Annotated in this window: 18 protein-coding genes; 6 read left to right on the top strand and 12 right to left on the bottom strand. The window is 66.2% G+C overall.

Translation table 11 applies throughout. The annotated features are described in order from the left end of the window. Positions 1 to 70: 70 nt before the first annotated feature. Positions 71 to 1,270 carry an MFS transporter gene (locus ACVISU_RS20220; RefSeq protein WP_456708080.1) on the bottom strand — a complete coding sequence of 400 codons (1,200 nt, stop codon included), beginning with the start codon at positions 1,268 to 1,270 and terminating at the stop codon, positions 71 to 73. A gap of 171 nt (positions 1,271 to 1,441) precedes the next feature. Between ACVISU_RS20220 and gcvA the strand changes: the two genes are divergently transcribed. Further along, the gene (gene gcvA / locus ACVISU_RS20215) at positions 1,442 to 2,353 is read left to right on the top strand and encodes a transcriptional regulator GcvA (RefSeq protein WP_456708079.1); all 912 of its coding nucleotides are present in this window, start codon (positions 1,442 to 1,444) and stop codon (positions 2,351 to 2,353) included. 13 nt (positions 2,354 to 2,366) lie between these two features. Here the strand turns inward: gcvA and rimM are convergent, their stop codons facing one another. The 3 genes from rimM to ffh all read right to left on the bottom strand — a co-directional run bounded on the left by rimM (position 2,367) and on the right by ffh (position 4,871). Beyond that, positions 2,367 to 2,888 carry a ribosome maturation factor RimM gene (gene rimM, locus ACVISU_RS20210; protein WP_050402542.1) on the bottom strand — a complete coding sequence of 174 codons (522 nt, stop codon included), beginning with the start codon at positions 2,886 to 2,888 and terminating at the stop codon, positions 2,367 to 2,369. Positions 2,889 to 2,905: 17 nt separating this feature from the next. Beyond that, the gene (rpsP, locus tag ACVISU_RS20205; RefSeq protein WP_050402543.1) at positions 2,906 to 3,238 is read right to left on the bottom strand and encodes a 30S ribosomal protein S16; all 333 of its coding nucleotides are present in this window, start codon (positions 3,236 to 3,238) and stop codon (positions 2,906 to 2,908) included. Between the two features lie 85 nt (positions 3,239 to 3,323). After that, positions 3,324 to 4,871, bottom strand: coding sequence for a signal recognition particle protein (gene ffh, locus ACVISU_RS20200; RefSeq protein WP_063695656.1), 1,548 nt, complete (start codon positions 4,869 to 4,871; stop codon positions 3,324 to 3,326). A gap of 467 nt (positions 4,872 to 5,338) precedes the next feature. Between ffh and ACVISU_RS20195 the strand changes: the two genes are divergently transcribed. Continuing rightward, positions 5,339 to 6,403: an MBL fold metallo-hydrolase gene (locus tag ACVISU_RS20195; RefSeq protein WP_456708078.1), complete on the top strand. Its 1,065-nt coding sequence runs from the start codon at positions 5,339 to 5,341 to the stop codon at positions 6,401 to 6,403. A gap of 104 nt (positions 6,404 to 6,507) precedes the next feature. Here the strand turns inward: ACVISU_RS20195 and ACVISU_RS20190 are convergent, their stop codons facing one another. After that, positions 6,508 to 7,236 (bottom strand): SIMPL domain-containing protein, encoded by a 729-nt coding sequence (locus ACVISU_RS20190; RefSeq protein ID WP_456708077.1) that lies wholly within the window; start codon positions 7,234 to 7,236, stop codon positions 6,508 to 6,510. Between the two features lie 5 nt (positions 7,237 to 7,241). Beyond that, positions 7,242 to 7,952 (bottom strand): GyrI-like domain-containing protein, encoded by a 711-nt coding sequence (locus ACVISU_RS20185; RefSeq protein ID WP_456708076.1) that lies wholly within the window; start codon positions 7,950 to 7,952, stop codon positions 7,242 to 7,244. 344 nt (positions 7,953 to 8,296) lie between these two features. On the opposite strand from ACVISU_RS20185, the gene dapF reads away from it, so the two are divergent. Both dapF and mtaB read left to right on the top strand, forming a co-directional pair. Further along, positions 8,297 to 9,172, top strand: coding sequence for a diaminopimelate epimerase (gene dapF / locus ACVISU_RS20180; protein ID WP_050405624.1), 876 nt, complete (start codon positions 8,297 to 8,299; stop codon positions 9,170 to 9,172). 18 nt (positions 9,173 to 9,190) lie between these two features. Continuing rightward, on the top strand, positions 9,191 to 10,474 hold the full coding sequence (gene mtaB / locus ACVISU_RS20175; protein WP_456708075.1) for a tRNA (N(6)-L-threonylcarbamoyladenosine(37)-C(2))-methylthiotransferase MtaB: 1,284 nt from the start codon (positions 9,191 to 9,193) through the stop codon (positions 10,472 to 10,474). Positions 10,475 to 10,659: 185 nt separating this feature from the next. On the opposite strand, the gene ACVISU_RS20170 is transcribed toward mtaB, so the two are convergent. Both ACVISU_RS20170 and ACVISU_RS20165 read right to left on the bottom strand, forming a co-directional pair. Then, positions 10,660 to 11,799 (bottom strand): DUF2336 domain-containing protein, encoded by a 1,140-nt coding sequence (locus ACVISU_RS20170; protein WP_456708074.1) that lies wholly within the window; start codon positions 11,797 to 11,799, stop codon positions 10,660 to 10,662. A 127-nt stretch (positions 11,800 to 11,926) separates the two neighbouring features. Continuing rightward, the gene (locus ACVISU_RS20165; protein WP_050405627.1) at positions 11,927 to 12,628 is read right to left on the bottom strand and encodes an RluA family pseudouridine synthase; all 702 of its coding nucleotides are present in this window, start codon (positions 12,626 to 12,628) and stop codon (positions 11,927 to 11,929) included. A 49-nt stretch (positions 12,629 to 12,677) separates the two neighbouring features. Here ACVISU_RS20165 and ftsY point away from each other — a divergent pair, with 49 nt between their 5' ends. Next, complete coding sequence (gene ftsY / locus ACVISU_RS20160) at positions 12,678 to 13,619, top strand: signal recognition particle-docking protein FtsY (RefSeq protein ID WP_063695658.1); 942 nt, start codon at positions 12,678 to 12,680, stop codon at positions 13,617 to 13,619. Continuing rightward, positions 13,619 to 14,218: a septation protein A gene (locus tag ACVISU_RS20155; protein ID WP_050400895.1), complete on the top strand. Its 600-nt coding sequence runs from the start codon at positions 13,619 to 13,621 to the stop codon at positions 14,216 to 14,218. Before ftsY ends, ACVISU_RS20155 begins: the two co-directional genes overlap by 1 nt. Before the next feature lie 50 nt (positions 14,219 to 14,268). Here ACVISU_RS20155 and ACVISU_RS20150 read toward each other — a convergent pair whose 3' ends face one another. The 4 genes from ACVISU_RS20150 to ACVISU_RS20135 all read right to left on the bottom strand — a co-directional run bounded on the left by ACVISU_RS20150 (position 14,269) and on the right by ACVISU_RS20135 (position 16,378). Further along, positions 14,269 to 14,643, bottom strand: coding sequence for a ComEA family DNA-binding protein (locus ACVISU_RS20150; RefSeq protein ID WP_456708073.1), 375 nt, complete (start codon positions 14,641 to 14,643; stop codon positions 14,269 to 14,271). 175 nt (positions 14,644 to 14,818) lie between these two features. Further along, entirely contained in the window at positions 14,819 to 15,412 is a 594-nt protein-coding gene (locus tag ACVISU_RS20145) for a DsbE family thiol:disulfide interchange protein (protein ID WP_456708072.1), read from the bottom strand. Then, positions 15,409 to 15,588 (bottom strand): heme exporter protein CcmD, encoded by a 180-nt coding sequence (gene ccmD / locus ACVISU_RS20140; RefSeq protein ID WP_050400892.1) that lies wholly within the window; start codon positions 15,586 to 15,588, stop codon positions 15,409 to 15,411. Before ccmD ends, ACVISU_RS20145 begins: the two co-directional genes overlap by 4 nt. 4 nt (positions 15,589 to 15,592) lie before the next feature. Beyond that, the gene (locus ACVISU_RS20135) at positions 15,593 to 16,378 is read right to left on the bottom strand and encodes a heme ABC transporter permease (protein ID WP_050400891.1); all 786 of its coding nucleotides are present in this window, start codon (positions 16,376 to 16,378) and stop codon (positions 15,593 to 15,595) included. Between the last annotated feature and the right edge of the window lie 62 nt (positions 16,379 to 16,440).

The following is a 16,440-nucleotide window of genomic DNA, read 5'->3' as shown; positions in this document are numbered from 1 at the left end:
CATCCGCGGCGAGAGCGGCCCCGGATTGCGCTGCGCTTCATCCGGGCTACCAGCCAAACCGCATTTTGCGTCACGCCGCCGTCGGGTCGTCGGCGAGATGCCGCGCAAGCGCGACGGCCAGCGGACAGATCGCCAGCGCCGTGAGCGCGGTCGCGGTGGTTGCGAGCGTCGGGCCGAGCGCGTCGCCAAGCAGGCCGTAGATGACAGGCGCGATCGCGCCCGATCCGATCGTCCCCGTATAGAACAGCGCGAAGGCGCGCTCGGTCTGATGCGGCGGCGTGAGCTCGGGCACCGTGCCATAGAGCACCGAGGAGGTGCCGTTGAGCATCACGCCGAGCAGCGGCAGCAGCACGATGGCCGGCGCCAGCGGCAATACCAGCACCGCAAGGATCAGCGCCGCCGTGCCGCCTTCGGTGATGAGCACGGTGCGCAGCGTGCCGATGCGCGCGCCGAGCCAGCCGCAGGTGAATTTCCCCGCGGCGCCGCCGATGAACACCAGCGCCAGCGCGAGGCCGTTGGTCGGCAGCGAGGCCCCCTTGTCGCGCAACAGGAACGGCAGGAAGGTGAGAAAACCCATCCTGACCGCGGTGTCGAGGATTCCGATCGCGAGCAACCAGTAGAAGCCGCCGCCGGTAGCTTCGTGGCGTGATGCGGCGACCGTCTTGCGCTCTGCGCCCTTGCCGACCGACGGCATCCAGAGTGCGATGCAGATCGCGACCAGCAGGCCTGCAAGCGCGAGCACGAGCAGCGTGTGCCGCCACGACATGATCACGAGCAGGATCGAGGTCAGGGCCGGGATCGCCGCCTTGCCGAGGTCGCCACTGAAATTGTAGATGCCGAGCGGGCCGCGCGCCGCCGCGCCGTAGGCGCGCGACACCGCCGCGGATGCGATCGGATGCTGCGTGCTCGAACCCGCGCCGGAGAGCGCGAGCGCCAGGCCAAGCCCGATGACGCCCCCGGACAATCCGGCCAACACATAGCCGAGCGCCGACAGCACCGTGCCTGCGATCAGGATGATCTTGCCGTCGATCCGCTCCGCGATACGCCCGACCGGGATCTGCATCCCGGCCATGGCGCCGGCATAGAGCCCGCGCAGCAGCGCCAGCAAGCCGTAGCTCAGCGCGAACTCCGCCTGCCAGACCGGCAGCAGCACGTAGATCAGGTCGGTGTAGCCGTCATGGAGGGCGTGGTTGAGCCCGGTCACCGTCAGTGTTCGGGGCGCATGGACATGGTCGGAACGGGATGCGCCGGCTTCCGCGGATGCGCTCATCGTTGGCGCCGAAAGCAAGAAAAACTAAAGATAGAGCGGCTGTACATTGGAGAATGCCTTCGAAAATCGATGATTTGTGAGTGGCTTGCTGCGCAATATGCGCCCGAACGGTCGCTGTCACAAATCAGTAATAATCGGATCATACGTTAGAAAATCTGGTATTAAGACGTCATGTTCGTCCCACGCCGCAGCCTGCCGCCGCTCAATGCGGTTCGCGCCTTCGAGGCCGCCGCGCGGCTCGGCAGCTTCAAGGAGGCGGCCGCCGAGCTCAGCGTCACCCATGGCGCGGTCAGCCAGCAGATCCGGCTGCTCGAGGAGTGGCTCGGCGCGCCGGCGCTGTTCCGGCGATCGGTGCGGCGCGTGGTGCTGACACCGGCGGGTGCGGCGTTGTTGGCGGAGTTCGCTCCGGCACTCGACCGGATCTCCGCCGCCGTGCAGCAGCATCGCGAGCGGCGCGGCGATGCAGTGGTGGCGGTGCTGCGCGTCAATGCGCTCGCGACCTTCAGCCTGCGCTGGCTGTTGCCGCGGATGAGCCGGTTTCGCGCCGAGCATCCTGATATCGAGGTGCGCTTGAGCACGTCGAACGATCCGGTGGACGCGCTGCCTGACACATTCGACGTCCTGATCCGGGGCGGTCCGGATACATTTCATGGCTTCTCGTCGCGCTTCCTGGTGTCGGAGCGGAGATTGCCGGTGTGCAGTCCCTCGCTATCGGCGCAATTGCCGCTGCATGAGATCGCGGATCTCTCCAGGCATACGCTGCTGCATGTCACGTCGATGCCGCGGCTGTGGCGCGACTGGTTGACCGAGGCCGGGCACTCCGCGCTGGAGCCGGCAGCTTCGCTGACGTTCGATCATTTCTATCTAACGATCCAGGCCGCGCTCGATGGCCTCGGCGTTGCGATGGGTCCAACCGCGCTGATTGCGGACGACCTCGCGGCCGGGCGGCTGGTGACGCCGTTTCCGGCCGTTAGCCTGCCGGCGCGAAGCTACTTCGCGTATTTTCCGGCGGGCCGCAGCAACGATCCGCATAGCGCGGTGTTCTGCGACTGGCTCGAGCAGCAGGGCCGCATGACTGGCTGACGAAAAATGTTGATCAGGCTGCCGACGGATCGTCGCCGTCGATTTCCTGCGGCAGGTCGATCACGACGCGGCCGGCGTCGAGATCGACGGTCGGCACCACGGCGTTGGTGAAGGGCAGCAACATCGTCGCGCCTTGCTTTGGTGCGATCTCGATGATGTCGCCGGCGCCGAAATTGTGGATCGCGATCACCTTGCCGAGCGGCTGCTCTGTGGTCGTCACCGCGGCGAGCCCGATCAGGTCGGTGTGGTAGTATTCGCCGTCGTCGGTTTCCGGCAGCCGGTCGCGCGGAACATAGAGCTCGAGGCCGTTGAGCCGTTCGGCATCATCGCGGCTGGCGACGCCCTTCAGCGTCACCACCAGATGGTCCTTGGCCTCGCGCGCATGCGTGACCTCGAACTGGCGCGTGCCGTCCTTGGTCATCAGCGGGCCATAGTCCTTCACGGCCAGCGGGTCTTCGGTGAAGGTCCACAGCCGGACGGCGCCGCGCACACCATGCGCAGCGCCGATACGGGCGACACAGACCGGTGCAGTCACCGTGGTCGCCGTTCCGCTTAGGCCTTGGCGGCGGCTTCGGCCTGCGCCTTGCGCTCCTTGCGCGGCACGGCCTTTTCCGGGTTGTTGCGCGCGGCGCGCTTGACGACGCCGGCGGCGTCGAGGAAGCGGGTCACGCGATCCGACGGCTGCGCGCCCTTGGCGAGCCAGGCCTTCACCTTGTCCATGTCGAGCTTGAGGCGGGCCTCGTTGTCCTTCGGCAGCAGCGGGTTGAAGTGGCCGAGACGCTCGATGAAGCGGCCATCGCGCGGGAAGCGCGAGTCGGCGACGACGACGTGATAGACCGGGCGCTTCTTGGTGCCTGCGCGAGCGAGGCGGATAACAACGGACATTTAGTTCTCCTTCAAAGGTCGATGTGTTCGATTGATTGGCATTCCGCGTCGCGCCGGCTGCGTGCGAGCCGTCGCGACGAATTCCTCATTTCTTCTTGCCCGGGAAGCCGCCGAGCCCCGGCAGCATCGGCTTGCCGGAAAGGCCGGTCAGGCCCGGCACGTTCGGCAGGCCGCCGCGCAGCCCGGCCGGCAAATCCTTCGGCAGGCTCGGCAGACCGCCGCCGGCGCCGCCCTGCATCTTCTCGGCGAGCGCCTTCATCTCCTCGGGCGAGGGCGGCTTCATGCCGCCGCCGAAACCCATCGCCTGCGCGATGCCGGCGAGCGGGCCGCGCTTGCCGCTTCCCATGGCCTTCATCATGTCGGCCATGTTCCGGTGCATCTTCAGCAGCTTGTTGACGTGCTCGACGCTCTGGCCGGCGCCGGCCGCGATCCGCTTCTTGCGGCTCGCCTTCAGGAGGTCCGGATTCTTCCGCTCCTGCCGCGTCATCGAATCGATGATCGCGACCTGGCGCTTGATGATCTTGTCGTCGATCCCTGCGGCGGCGATCTGGTTCTTCATCTTGGAGATGCCGGGCATCATGCCCATCAGGCCGCCGATGCCGCCCATGTTCGCCATCTGCTGCAGCTGTTCGCGCATGTCGTTGAGGTCGAACTGACCCTTGCGCATCCGCTCGGCGGTGCGCGCGGCCTTCTCGGCGTCGATATTGGCCGCGGCCTTCTCGACCAGCGAGACGACGTCGCCCATGCCGAGGATGCGGCCGGCGATGCGGTTCGGATGGAAGTCTTCCAGCGCATCGGTCTTTTCACCGGTGCCGATCAGCTTGATCGGCTTGCCGGTGACCGCGCGCATCGACAGCGCGGCGCCGCCGCGGCCATCGCCGTCGACGCGCGTCAGCACGATGCCGGTGAGGCCGACGCGCTCATCGAACGAGCGCGCCAGATTGACCGCGTCCTGGCCGGTGAGGCTATCCGCGACCAGCAGCACCTCATGCGGGTTGGCGGCGGCTTTGATCTCGGCCGCCTCCTTCATCATGTCTTCGTCGAGCGTGGTGCGGCCGGCGGTGTCGAGCAGCACGACGTCGTAGCCGCCGAGCTTGCCGGCCTCCAGCGCGCGCCTCGCGATCTGCGGCGGCATCTGGCCGGCGACGATCGGCAGCGTCGGAATATCGAGGTCGCGGCCGAGCACCGCGAGCTGCTCCATGGCCGCCGGGCGGTAGACGTCGAGCGAGGCCATCAGCACCTTGCGCTTGTCGCGCTGGACCATGCGGCGCGCGAGCTTGGCGGTGGTGGTGGTCTTGCCGGAGCCTTGCAGGCCGACCATCATGATCGGGACCGGCGGCACGGAATTGATGTCGATGGTCTGGCCGTCGGAACCGAGCGTGGCGACCAGCTCGTCGTGGACGATCTTCACGACCATCTGGCCCGGGGTCACCGACTTGACGACGGTGGCGCCGATCGCCTGCTCGCGGACCCGGTCGATGAAGCTGCGGACCACCTCGAGCGCGACGTCGGCTTCGAGCAGCGCGCGGCGCACCTCGCGCATCGCGGCATCGACGTCCTTTTCGGTCAGCGCGCCGCGCCCCGTCAGACGATCGAGAATGCCACCAAGCCGCTCCGACAGATTGTCGAACAATGCCGTTGTCCTTCGTTGCGCTCGTGAGCGCTCGCTGCATTCACTTGCCGTCATGCCCCGCGAAAGCGGGGGTATCCAGTGCGCCGCGACTCCTCGGTTCAAGCCGAGCTGCCTCTGGAATACTGGATCACCCGCTTTCGCGGGTGATGACCAGATAGTTTGCCTTGGCACCGTGCCAAGATGGCGCGCCAAGACGATGGTCCAAACACTTTCGCGCCCGAGGGCGCATCGCGCTGTCGGGCGTTGGCCTCTGGCCTCCAGGACCAGTCGGCGGGTCGAAAAGAAGGATCTTTCCGAGAAAGTCGCGGCGTTAAACGCTGCCGCAGCGGCAAAGTCAAGGAAAGTTTCGCGGCAAGTCGGCTCGCCTTGACCTTAAGCCATTGAAATTACAGCGATTTACCGCCCTGGTTCCGAATTCTGCGTCGTCCCCCATATAACCGGAGCCAGCCTCCTGTTTGGGAACCCGCTTGCCCATCACCCGCCGCCGCGTTCTCGCCAGCTTGACCGGAGCCGTCGCAGCACTCGGCGTGCCCTCGATCTGGATGTCCCTGATGAAAACTTATGACGGCCCCGTCTCCGATCATTTCGACGGCCTGCACTTCTTCGATCCGGATGGCGCGCCGCCGAAATCGCTTCGAGAGGTGCTGCGGTGGCAGTTCGGCGGCGCAAGGCAGCGCGCGGTCTGGCCGGATTGGGCGCCGAGCCCCTATGCCGATACGCCGCCGCCGCGGGTCGATGGCGACAGAGTGCGGCTCTGCTTTGTCGGCCACGCCAGTTGGCTGATCCAAACCGCAGGTCTCAACCTCCTGGTCGATCCGGTGTGGTCGATGCGGGCCTCCCCGTTCGGCTTCGCAGGTCCCAAGCGGCACAATGACCCCGGCATAGCATTCGAGAAGCTGCCCAAGGTCGACGTCGTGCTGGTGTCGCACGGCCATTACGATCATCTCGATGTCGCGACGCTGTCGAAGCTTGAGGCGGCGTTCAGCCCTCGCGTCGTGACGCCGCTCGGCAACGATGTCACGATGCGCGCCTCCGATGCCGCGATCAAGGCCGAGGCGTTCGACTGGCACCAGCGCGTCGAACTCGGCGGCGGCGTTGCCGTGACGCTGGTGCCGACGCGGCACTGGTCGGCGCGCGGCCTGTTCGACCGCAACAAGGCGCTGTGGGCGAGCTTCGTGCTGGAGACGCCGGCGGGCAAGCTCTACATCGTCTGCGATTCCGGCTATGGCGACGGCCGGCATTTTCGCCGGGTGGCCGAGGCGCACGGCGCGCTCCGGCTCGCGATCCTGCCGATCGGCGCCTACGAACCGCGCTGGTTCATGTGCGACCAGCACATGAACCCGGAAGATGCGGTGAAGGCGCTGGCCGATTGCGGCGCGGCGCAAGCGCTGGCGCATCACCACGGCACGTTTCAGTTGACCGACGAAGCGATCGACGCGCCGGCGATCGCGCTGGGTGAAGCGCTCGACGCTGCGGGCGTGCCGCGGGAGAAGTTTGTCGCGCTAAAGCCGGGGCAGGTGTTTGAGATTTAGAAGGAAGGGTAGCCTGGATGGAGCGCAGCGAAATCCGGGGAAGTCCATCCGCGGAGAAGCCGACCCGGATTTCGCTGCGCTCCATCCGGGCTACGCCTGTGGCTCTACTTCTCCTTGATCGCCCAGGAGACGGTTACGTTGACGGTCAGCGTTTCCTCGCCCTGCGCCACCGGCGTCGGAGCCGCAAATCCCGCCGTGGCCATCTTGGCGCGGAACATCGGGACCGGCGCCGAGCCGACCTCCGCGATGTTCAAGGGCGCGCCGAGCGTGACGCCGGCGGCCTTGGCGTAGATCTCGGCCTTGCGGCGGGCGTCGGCGATCGCGCGCTCGCGTGCCTCGTCGAGCAGCTTCGAGGCCTGCGACACCGAGAAATTGAGCCCGCCGATATCGTTGGCGCCGGCGCCGACCAGCACGTCGATCACGCCAGCGACCTTGCTCACATCGCGCAGCTTGATCGTGACGCGATTGCTCGCGTGATAGCCGACGATGCTGGGCGGGGCGTTGTTCGACGACGGGGTGCGGTTGGCGAATTGCGGCTGCAGCGACAGCCGCGAGGTCTGATAGTCCTTCTCCGCGACGCCGGCGCCCTTCAGCGCCGCCAGCACCTTGCCCATCGTCACATTGTTGGCGTCAGTGGCCTCGCGTGCGGTCTTACCGTCGGTGGTGACGCCGGCGTCGAGCTGCGCCTCGTCGGGCGCGGCCGACACGGTGGCCTCGCCCGTGACCGAAATTGCTGGCGGGAAGTCGGTATCGGCCATGGCGGGTGCGGCGAGCAGGGTGGTTGCGAGGAAGGCCGCGGCGAACGGGACGCCGGGGAAAAGGCGATGGGTCATCTGGCTCACTTCAGGGGTACGTAGACGTTGATCACAAGCTTGTCTTCGGCGGTCTTCAGCGGATCGGTGATGTATTCCTCGATGAAGGTGTCCTTGGCTTCGAGCTTCTTGTCGTCGAGGTGATTGGTGATCGCCTCATAGGTGTTGTCCATGTTGTCGTAGGACCCGCGATGGACGAATTTGAGCGCCTTGCCGTCGGGCGAATTGCCCATGCTCATGTTCTTGCCGAGGTTCTTGACGTCCTGGTCGACCGGGATCTCGGCGATGAAGGTGAACCCGGTGTCGTCGGTCGAGGTGTAGACGATCATCGGATTGCCCGCGGCCTTGACGCCGTCCTTGTCGAGCAGCGCGGTGAGCTGCTTGAACGCCTCGATCAGCGCGTCGAAGGCCGAATCCCAATTGGCCGTGCCCTTCAGCATCACGACCTTCTTCGGTTCCAGCGTGAACGGCTCGCCGAACGGGTCGGCGGTCTGCACCGCAGCGGCCGGGGGCGGTGTCGGGGACTGCGATGCGGCGGGGCTGTCAGCCGGCGACTTGGTCTCGGCCGGCGGGGGCACCGGGGTTGCCGATGGCGCAGGCGCAGGCGTTGGGCTCGCGCTTGCCGCCGGAGCGGGCGAGGCTGATGGCGACTGGGCGGGCGCCGGGCTTGCCAGGGCGATCGTGGCCAAAGGGAGCAGCGCGACCAGGGCCGCGCGGAGCGTGCTGATACGGTTCATTCGGTATTCTCCATCCCCTTCCTCAAACGGCCGCTCGATCTGTCCCGGCGCGCACGGTCCCTGAGGCGCGATATTCCTAACACGCGAGTTCTGCATTCGTCCCATGACAGATGTGTCATAGGGCCATTCAGACTGGTGCTCCAATTCCGAAGTTCGCAAGCAAGTGCGGCGGAAACTATGCGAACTTCGGAATTAGAGGAGCACCAGCAAACGATTGTTCCTAGTGCGGTTTCGAATTTGAAGCTCCTACAGAACCCGCGGAGCCACCGCAGGAGCTTCAAATTCGCCGCACTAGCCAATCGGCCACAACTCGCCATATAACCGGGCAGAATTTAGGAAAATCGATGAGCGCGCTCGCCAATCACGCATTCGCCAAGATGAACGGCATCGGCAACGAGATCGTCGTCGTGGACCTGCGCGATTCCAAGGCGCAGGTTTCGGCTGACGAGGCGCGCGCCGTGGCGTCGCCGGCCGGCGGCGTGCCCTACGACCAGCTGATGGTGTTGCAGCCGCCGCGGCTCGACGGCACCGAAGCGTTCATCTCGATCTACAACAATGACGGCTCGGAGGCCGGGGCCTGCGGCAACGGCATGCGCTGCGTGGTGCGGCGGATCTTCGAGAAGACCGGCCAGACCACGGCGACGTTCCAGACCCGCGCCGGCCTGCTCAATTGCTGGCAGGGGCCGGCGCCGGATCTCTACACCGTCGACATGGGCGCGCCGAAGTTCGGCTGGCAGGACATTCCGCTGGCTGAGGAATTTCGCGACACCCGCTACATCGAGCTGCAGGTCGGGCCGATCGACAATCCGGTGCTGCACTCGCCCTCGGTGGTCTCGATGGGCAATCCGCACGCGATCTTCTGGGTCGACGACGTCGATGCCTACGATCTCGAACGTTTCGGACCGCTGCTGGAAAACCATCCGATCTTCCCGGAGCGCGCCAACATCACTCTCGCCCATATCGTCGATCGCGACCACATCACGATCCGTACCTGGGAGCGCGGCGCCGGCCTCACCAGGGCCTGCGGCTCGGCGGCGTGCGCGACCGCGGTCGCGGCGGCGCGACTGAAGCGCGCCAACCGGATCGTCGAGATCACGCTGCCCGGCGGCAAGCTCGGCATCGAGTGGCGCGAGCGCGACGATCACGTGCTGATGACCGGCACCGCCGATTTCGAATATGAGGGCCGCTTCGATCCGGCGCTGTTCGCCAGCGTCGCCTGATCGGGTGCGAGATCGATCATGGGCGTCGATGTCGTCACCTTTGGCTGTCGCCTCAATTCGTTCGAATCCGAGGTGATCAGGCGCGAGGCGGAGCAGGCGGGACTTTCCGACACCATCGTCATCAACAGCTGCGCCGTCACCAATGAGGCGGTGGCGCAGGCACGGCAGTCGATCCGCAAGCTGAAGCGCGAACGCCCGGCCGCGCGCATCGTCGTCACCGGCTGCGCGGCGCAGACGCAAAGCCGGATGTTTGCCGAGATGGCCGAGGTCGATCGCGTCGTCGGCAATGACGAGAAGATGCGCGGCCGCGCCTGGCAGGCGACGCGTGCGGCCTTCGCTGCGCCGTTTGGCGTCGATGCGAGCGAGAAGGTCGCGGTTGCCGACATCATGGCGGTGACCGAGATGGCGCCGCATCTGCTCGACGGCTTCGAGCGCGGCCTGCCGCGGGTGTTCGTGCAGGTGCAGAACGGCTGCGATCATCGCTGCACCTTCTGCATCATCCCCTACGGCCGCGGCAATTCGCGCTCGGTGCCGATGGGCGCGGTGGTCGATCAGGTCCGGACGCTGGTCGAACGCGGCCATGCCGAGATCGTGCTGACCGGTGTCGATCTGACGAGCTATGGCGCCGACCTGCCGGGCGCGCCGAAGCTCGGCCAGTTGACCCGGCAGATCCTCCGCCATGTGCCCGAGCTGAAACGGCTGCGCATCTCGTCGATCGATTCGATCGAGGCCGATCGCGACCTGCTCGATGTGATCGCCGACGATCCGCGGCTGATGCCGCACCTGCATCTGTCGCTGCAATCGGGCGACGACATGATCCTGAAGCGGATGAAGCGGCGGCATTCACGCCGGGACGCGATCGATTTCTGCGCGCAGGTACGCCGGCTGCGGCCGGACATCGCGCTCGGCGCCGACATCATCGCGGGCTTCCCGACCGAGACCGAGGAGATGTTTGCGCGCTCGCTCGATCTGGTCGCGGAATGCGATCTCACCTTCCTGCACGTGTTTCCGTATTCGCGACGTCCGGGCACGCCGGCGGCGCGGATGCCGCAGGTCGAGGGCGGGACGATCAGGGAGCGCGCCAGGCGGCTGCGCGCAGCCGGCGAAGCCGCGCTGGTGCGCCGGCTGGCTGCGGAAGTCGGCGCGACGCGCGAGGTGCTGATCGAAAGTCGCACGCAGGGCCGCACCGAACACTTCCTGCCGGTTGCGATCGATGGCCATATGTCCGGCACGGTGCGGCGGCTGGCCGTAACCGGTCACGACGGCACGCGCCTAGTTGCAGCGTCCGCCGGCGTTCGCTGAGGCAAGGCGCGCGCTTTCCCGGGGCGGCGTGCCACTCTTTCGTCGTTCCGGGGCGCGCCTTTTGGCGCGAGCGCGGAATCCATTCGTCCACTTGTCGTGCGGCCCGATGGATTCCGGGTTCTCGCCTTCGGCGAGCCCCGGAATGGCGACGGAGTATTTCGGTCGCGACATCGCACACGACGTTCTCAGTGCGCGCGGCTGCCGGGCCTTGGCGAATGCGAGGCGCGAACCTGCCAGAACCGCAGCAGGCGGTCGGCGTTTGCGCGGGTCAATTTCGTAAACTGGCTCTTCGCATTGGCGAGTTCGACGGGGCCCATCGAGCCGGTGGTGTAGCGGCATTCCATCACCGCGGCGGTGGTCTCCCAGCTCAGGCCCGCTGCCCGGCACGGCACCAGCAGGCCCTCGCTGCGCAGGCTTTGCATCAGGGAGCGGATCACCTCGATGCTCGACGGCGCGAGGTCCGCCAGCGCAACGATGGTCTCCTCATATTTTCGCTGCCTGGCGAAGCCGAGCAGGGCGGCCTCGTCGAGCTCGCCGCTGTCCTTGAGCTTTGCGATGTGGCGTCTGGCTGCGGTGAAATCGCGGACCTGCGACATGTCGCGCTCGACGCCGGCGGCGACCGCGGCGATCGCGTGCCGGATTTCCTCGTACAGATACGGCGGGGCACGTTCCAGCAAGCGGCCGCGCACCTCTTCCGTGGCCCGACGCAAGAGCTGAAGGCGGAGCTCCGCCGGCAGGTCCGCGCGGATGCCGGTCTCGACTGCGAGGACCGGATCGTGCTCTGCCTGCGCGAGGATGACGGCAAATCCGTCCGGCGATACCTTGGCGCCGGGATTGGTGACGAGGCGATGGCTCACGCTGGCAAAGCGACGGGCCAGCAGCGCATCCGTGACGACTTCCTTCAGCCACCAGCGGCCGGCGACGGCGAGCAGATGCTGCTCGCTCTTGGTCTGCGCGATCTCGACCAGGTCCTCGGCGCTGAGGCGCGAGGACTCCTGCAGCATCGGCCGCGCGATCCGGATCTCGTCGTTGCTGGCGAGGCGGCGAACGATCGTGGGCGGTGCCTGCGCGACCGGGGCGAGCTGCTCGCTGATCTCGGCAAGCGCCATCCGGGCGCTGATCTCGGCGAGCGCGCGCAGCTCGATGGTCTTGACCAGCCGCTCGAGCACATTGTCGAACAGTTCGATCTGCTCGCTGTTGAAGCTGCCGGCGGAGTGGAGGAAGAGATCCGTGACGCGCTTCGCCGTCGCGATGCATTTTTCGGCGGAGCCGGCGCGTATCGCAGCCTCGACCTCGTCGACAATTGCCTGCCCGGCAGCCAGCATTGCTCGTCCTGAGCCCGTCCGATTGCTTGTTCTAAGCCGGTTTGCAGCTTTATCGAGCGGACCTGAACGTTTCGTAAGGATAACGATCAGTAGAATCCCGGAGGAAGCTCCACCACTGGAAAGCGCGCTACTCGCCGTTCCAGCCGCAGGCCTTGAGCCGCTCCTGCATGTGCGCCGGCGCCGGCGCGACGACATGCACCGGGTCCTTGTTGCGGGAGATCGGGATGCCGATTTCGCGCGAATGCAGATGCAGGGTCGGCTCGCCGAAGCGCGGACCGTTACCGTAGATATTGTCGCCGACGATCGGCCAGCCCATCGCCGCCGAATGCACCCGGAGCTGATGGGTGCGGCCGGTGACCGGCTCCATCGCGAGCCAGGCGATGCCCTCGCCGCGGCCCAGCACCTTCCAGTTGGTGATCGCCTTCTGCCCGTCCGGGTCCGGCTTCTGCCACCAGCCGCGTTCGGCGTTGAGCCGGCCGAGCGGCATGTCGATGGCGCCTTCGTCCTCGGTCGGGCCGCCCTCGACCACGGTCCAATAGGTCTTGGAGATCTTGCTGTGCTTGAACAGCAGCCCGAGCGAGGCGGTGGCCTTGCGGTGGCGTCCCAGGACGAGGCAGCCGGAGGTGTCCTTGTCGAGCCGATGCGCCAGCACCGGCGGCCGCGGCAGGCCGAACCGCAATGCGTCGAACGAGGCCTCCAGATTGGGGCCGCCCTTGGGGCCGCGGTGCACCGGCAGGCCGGCCGGCTTGTCGATGACCAGCATCAGGCCGTCGCGGTGGAGCACCCGGCCCAGGATTTCTTCCGCGGTCAATTGGGGAACATCGATCAATTCGTCGAGACTTTCGTTTGTGAGCCGAAACGGCTAACACGTCCGCGCCATGAACGATACCACGGGAACAAAACAGAGCTGGTGGCAGCGCCTGAAAGGCGGCCTGAAGCGAACCTCGAGTTCGATCGGGACCGCGGTCGCCGACCTCGTCACCAAGCGCAAGCTCGATTCGGCCATGCTCGATGACATCGAGGATGTGCTGCTGCGCGCCGACCTCGGCACCGATGTCGCGGTCCGCATTGCGCAGGCGGTCGGCAAGGGCCGCTACGACAAGGCGATCTCTGCCGACGAGGTGAAGGATGTGGTTGCGACCGAGGTCGAGAAGGTGCTGGCGCCGGTGGCCAAGCCGCTCGAGATCGATGCGACGCTGAAGCCGTTCGTCATCCTGGTGGTCGGCGTCAACGGCTCCGGCAAGACCACGACGATCGGCAAGCTGGCCGCGAAATTTTCTGCCGAGGGCCGCAAGGTCATGCTGGCCGCCGGCGACACCTTCCGCGCCGCGGCGATCGAGCAGCTCAAGGTCTGGGGCGAGCGCACCAAGTCGCCGGTGATCGCGGGTGCCCAGGGCTCGGATTCGGCAAGCCTCGCCTTCAGCGCGCTGACGGCGGCCAAGGAGCAGGCGCGCGACGTGCTGCTGATCGACACCGCCGGTCGGCTGCAGAACAAGTCCGAGCTGATGAACGAGCTCGAAAAGGTCGTGCGCGTCATCAAGAAGGTCGATGCGTCGGCGCCGCATGCGGTGCTGCTCGTGCTCGACGCCACGGTGGGACAAAATGCGCTGTCGCAGGTCGAGGCATTTCATCGTACGGCAGGCGTCACCGGCCTCGTGATGACCAAGCTTGACGGCACCGCGCGCGGCGGCATCCTTGTCGCGCTGTCGGAGAAGCACAAGCTGCCGGTGCATTTCATCGGCGTGGGCGAAGGCGTCGAGGATCTTGCGCCCTTCACCGCGAAGGATTTTGCCAAGGCGATTGCCGGAATCGAGAGTTAATGGACAAGACCCAGCCGCATCCGCTGTTCAAGCTTGCGACCGAACTCGGGCCCCTGCTCGTGTTTTTCGTCGCGAACGCCAAGTACCATCTGTTCGTCGCGACGGCTGCGTTCATGGTCGCGATCGTGGCCGCCATGATCGCGTCCTATGTGGTGACCAAACACGTGCCGATCATGGCGCTGGTGACCGGCGCGATCGTGCTGGTGTTCGGCACCCTGACCTTGGTGCTGCACGACGAGACCTTCATCAAGGTCAAGCCGACCATCATCTACGGCCTGTTCGCGGCCGTGCTCGGCGGCGGGCTCTTGTTCGGCCGCTCCTTCATCGCCGTGATGTTCGACCAGATGTTCAATCTGACGCCGCAGGGCTGGCGCATCCTCACCATGCGCTGGGCACTGTTCTTCGCCGGCATGGCCATCCTCAACGAGATCGTCTGGCGGACGCAGACCACGGATTTCTGGGTCAACTTCAAGGTATTCGGCGTGACGCCGCTGACCATGATCTTCGCCATCGCCCAGATGCCGCTGACCAAGCGCTATCACCTGGAGCCGGTCTCGCTGGAAACCAGCGAGGCGGAAGCCGGCGACCTGCGGAAATAGATCGGAACGCAGCGCGGGGATTGCGCCGCGCTGCGTTCGAGGCTCAGAGCTCAGCTCTTCTGCTTGGCGACGATCTTGTCCTTGATCTTGTCGTAGGTCGCCTGCGGCAGGATGTGCTTCTGCACCAGTTCATCCTTGCCCTTGTAGGGGCGGCCCTTGATGATCGCGGCCGAATAGGCCTTGCCGACACCGGGCAGCGCGTCGAGCTGGTCAGGGCTGGCGCTGTTGATGTCGAGCAGGTCGTCCTTCGCCATTCCCGTCGTCTTCAGATCGGGCGCCGCCGTTTTCGGCGCTGGCGCCGTGTGGCTCTCGGATTTGGCGGCGGGCGCGGCCGGCTGCGGCGACTGGGCCATCGACGGTGTGGCCGTCATCAGGCCGAGCGTGAGTGCGGTAGCGAGAAGTGAGGCGAGCGTGGTCTTGCGCATATGTCCCCTCCAGAGGAACGTTGATGTCAACGTCACTGAGTTGGGGGTGCGTTCATGGCGTTGCCGTGGCCGCGAAATGAACCGCAGATAAATGTGTCGAAGTATTATGCCGCAGGTGTTTGCTCGCGTCGTTCATGCGCACTTCAGGTTCGCCAGTCACGGCGTGCCGACGCGACTACTTGTCCGCGCGTAGCGCCTTCTCGATCTCGACCTTGAGCACGGTGTTGACGTTGTCAGGCGTCACCGGGCCGACCAGCTTGTAGACGATCGTGCCGTCGCGCCCGACCAGGAAGGTCTCGGGCACGCCGTAGACGCCCCATTCGATGGAGGCGCGGCCGTTGCCGTCGACGCCGACGATGCCGAACGGATTGCCGTAGCGGCCGAGGAAGCGCCGCGCGTTGTCGGGCGAGTCCTTGTAGTTGATGCCGATGATCTGGAAGCGCTGGTCCTTCCCGAGCTCGGTCAGCAGCGGCGTCTCATCGTGGCAGGGCACGCACCAGGACGCCCAGACGTTGACGATCGAGACCTTGCCCTTGAAGGCCGCGGGATCGAGGCCGGGGACGGGCGCGCCATCCTTCACGAGGCCGTCGAGCGCGGGCAAGACGGTCTGCGGTGCCGGCCGGCCGATCAGGGCCGACGGGATTTTCGAGGGATCGCCGCCATAGAGCCGCAGCAGGAACAGCCCCGCGAGGGCGAGGAAAACCACCAGCGGCAGCACCACCAACAGGCGGCGGGCTTGCGGCGGACTGTTGGTCGCCTGCTCGCTCATCTGATATCCGCCGCGCTGCGGCCGGAGCGGCGCGTGACGCCGCTGGCTTCGATCTCCTTGAGGCGCGCCTGCTGCCGGCGATAGTCGGCGATGATCCAGACGATCAAGAGCAGCACGACGGCCGCGACCAGTGCGTAGGACGTCACGATGAAGGACGCGTAGGGGCCAAGCGACATCGTGCTACGCCGCCCCGATTTCTTTTGGGCCGGCGGACGTTTCGCTCGTAAACGTGACGCGACTGGCTTGCATCATCTGCAGGCTGCGCACACGCCGGCGCAGGATCTCGTTGCGCATCGCCGCCAGGTGCAGCGTGATGAAGAGCAGCGAGAACGCGATCGCCATCACCAGCAGCGGCCACAGGAACGCCTTGTCGAGCGTCGATCCGCCCATCCGGAGCACGGATGCCGGTTGATGCAACGTGTTCCACCAGTCGACCGAGAATTTGATGATCGGGATGTTGATCGCGCCGACCAGGGTCAGCACCGCCGCCGCCCGTGCCGCGCGCGAAGGATCCTCCACCGCGCGCCACAGCGCCATCAGGCCGAGATACATCAGGAACAGGATCAAGACCGAGGTCAGCCGCGCGTCCCATTCCCAATAAGTGCCCCACATCGGCCGGCCCCACAGTGAGCCGGTGACCAGCGCAAGGAAGGTGAAGGCGGCGCCGATCGGGGCGGCGGCTTTCGCAGCGACGTCGGCGAGCGGATGCCGCCACACCAGCGTGCCGAGCGCGGCCACGCTCATGACGCCCCAGACGAACATCGACAGCCATGCATTCGGCACGTGGATGAACATGATCTTGACCGTGGCGCCCTGCTGGTAGTCGTCGGGCGCCATCGCCGACTGGTACAGCCCGATCGCGAGCAGGATCGCGGTCACACCCACGAGCCACGGCAGGATGCGCGCGGTCAGCGCCAGAAACCTGGTCGGATTGGCGAGGTCGGTCAGCGTCTCGGTCAGCTTCATGGCACCCTGATAATCGTCCGGTGTGTCACAGGCAATTGGCCGAATTCCCTTCGGCGAGATTT

It is taken from the genome of Bradyrhizobium sp. USDA 4452 (genome assembly GCF_054063575.1).
The sequence above is the reverse complement of the archived record's forward strand: the minus strand, read 5'-3'. Positions and strand labels throughout refer to the sequence as shown.

Bases quoted from the DNA above. Each gene is read 5' to 3' on its own strand.
- ACVISU_RS20220 (WP_456708080.1), bottom strand. From the start codon at position 1,270: ATGAGCGCATCCGCGGAAGCCGGCGCATCCCGTTCCGACCATGTCCAT.
- gcvA (WP_456708079.1), top strand. From the start codon at position 1,442: ATGTTCGTCCCACGCCGCAGCCTGCCGCCGCTCAATGCGGTTCGCGCC.
- rpsP (WP_050402543.1), bottom strand. From the start codon at position 3,238: ATGTCCGTTGTTATCCGCCTCGCTCGCGCAGGCACCAAGAAGCGCCCG.
- ACVISU_RS20190 (WP_456708077.1), bottom strand. From the start codon at position 7,236: ATGACCCATCGCCTTTTCCCCGGCGTCCCGTTCGCCGCGGCCTTCCTC.
- ACVISU_RS20185 (WP_456708076.1), bottom strand. From the start codon at position 7,952: ATGAACCGTATCAGCACGCTCCGCGCGGCCCTGGTCGCGCTGCTCCCT.
- dapF (WP_050405624.1), top strand. From the start codon at position 8,297: ATGAGCGCGCTCGCCAATCACGCATTCGCCAAGATGAACGGCATCGGC.
- mtaB (WP_456708075.1), top strand. From the start codon at position 9,191: ATGGGCGTCGATGTCGTCACCTTTGGCTGTCGCCTCAATTCGTTCGAA.
- ACVISU_RS20170 (WP_456708074.1), bottom strand. From the start codon at position 11,799: ATGCTGGCTGCCGGGCAGGCAATTGTCGACGAGGTCGAGGCTGCGATA.
- ftsY (WP_063695658.1), top strand. From the start codon at position 12,678: ATGAACGATACCACGGGAACAAAACAGAGCTGGTGGCAGCGCCTGAAA.
- ACVISU_RS20155 (WP_050400895.1), top strand. From the start codon at position 13,619: ATGGACAAGACCCAGCCGCATCCGCTGTTCAAGCTTGCGACCGAACTC.
- ACVISU_RS20150 (WP_456708073.1), bottom strand. From the start codon at position 14,643: ATGCGCAAGACCACGCTCGCCTCACTTCTCGCTACCGCACTCACGCTC.
- ACVISU_RS20145 (WP_456708072.1), bottom strand. From the start codon at position 15,412: ATGAGCGAGCAGGCGACCAACAGTCCGCCGCAAGCCCGCCGCCTGTTG.
- ccmD (WP_050400892.1), bottom strand. From the start codon at position 15,588: ATGTCGCTTGGCCCCTACGCGTCCTTCATCGTGACGTCCTACGCACTG.
- ACVISU_RS20135 (WP_050400891.1), bottom strand. From the start codon at position 16,378: ATGAAGCTGACCGAGACGCTGACCGACCTCGCCAATCCGACCAGGTTT.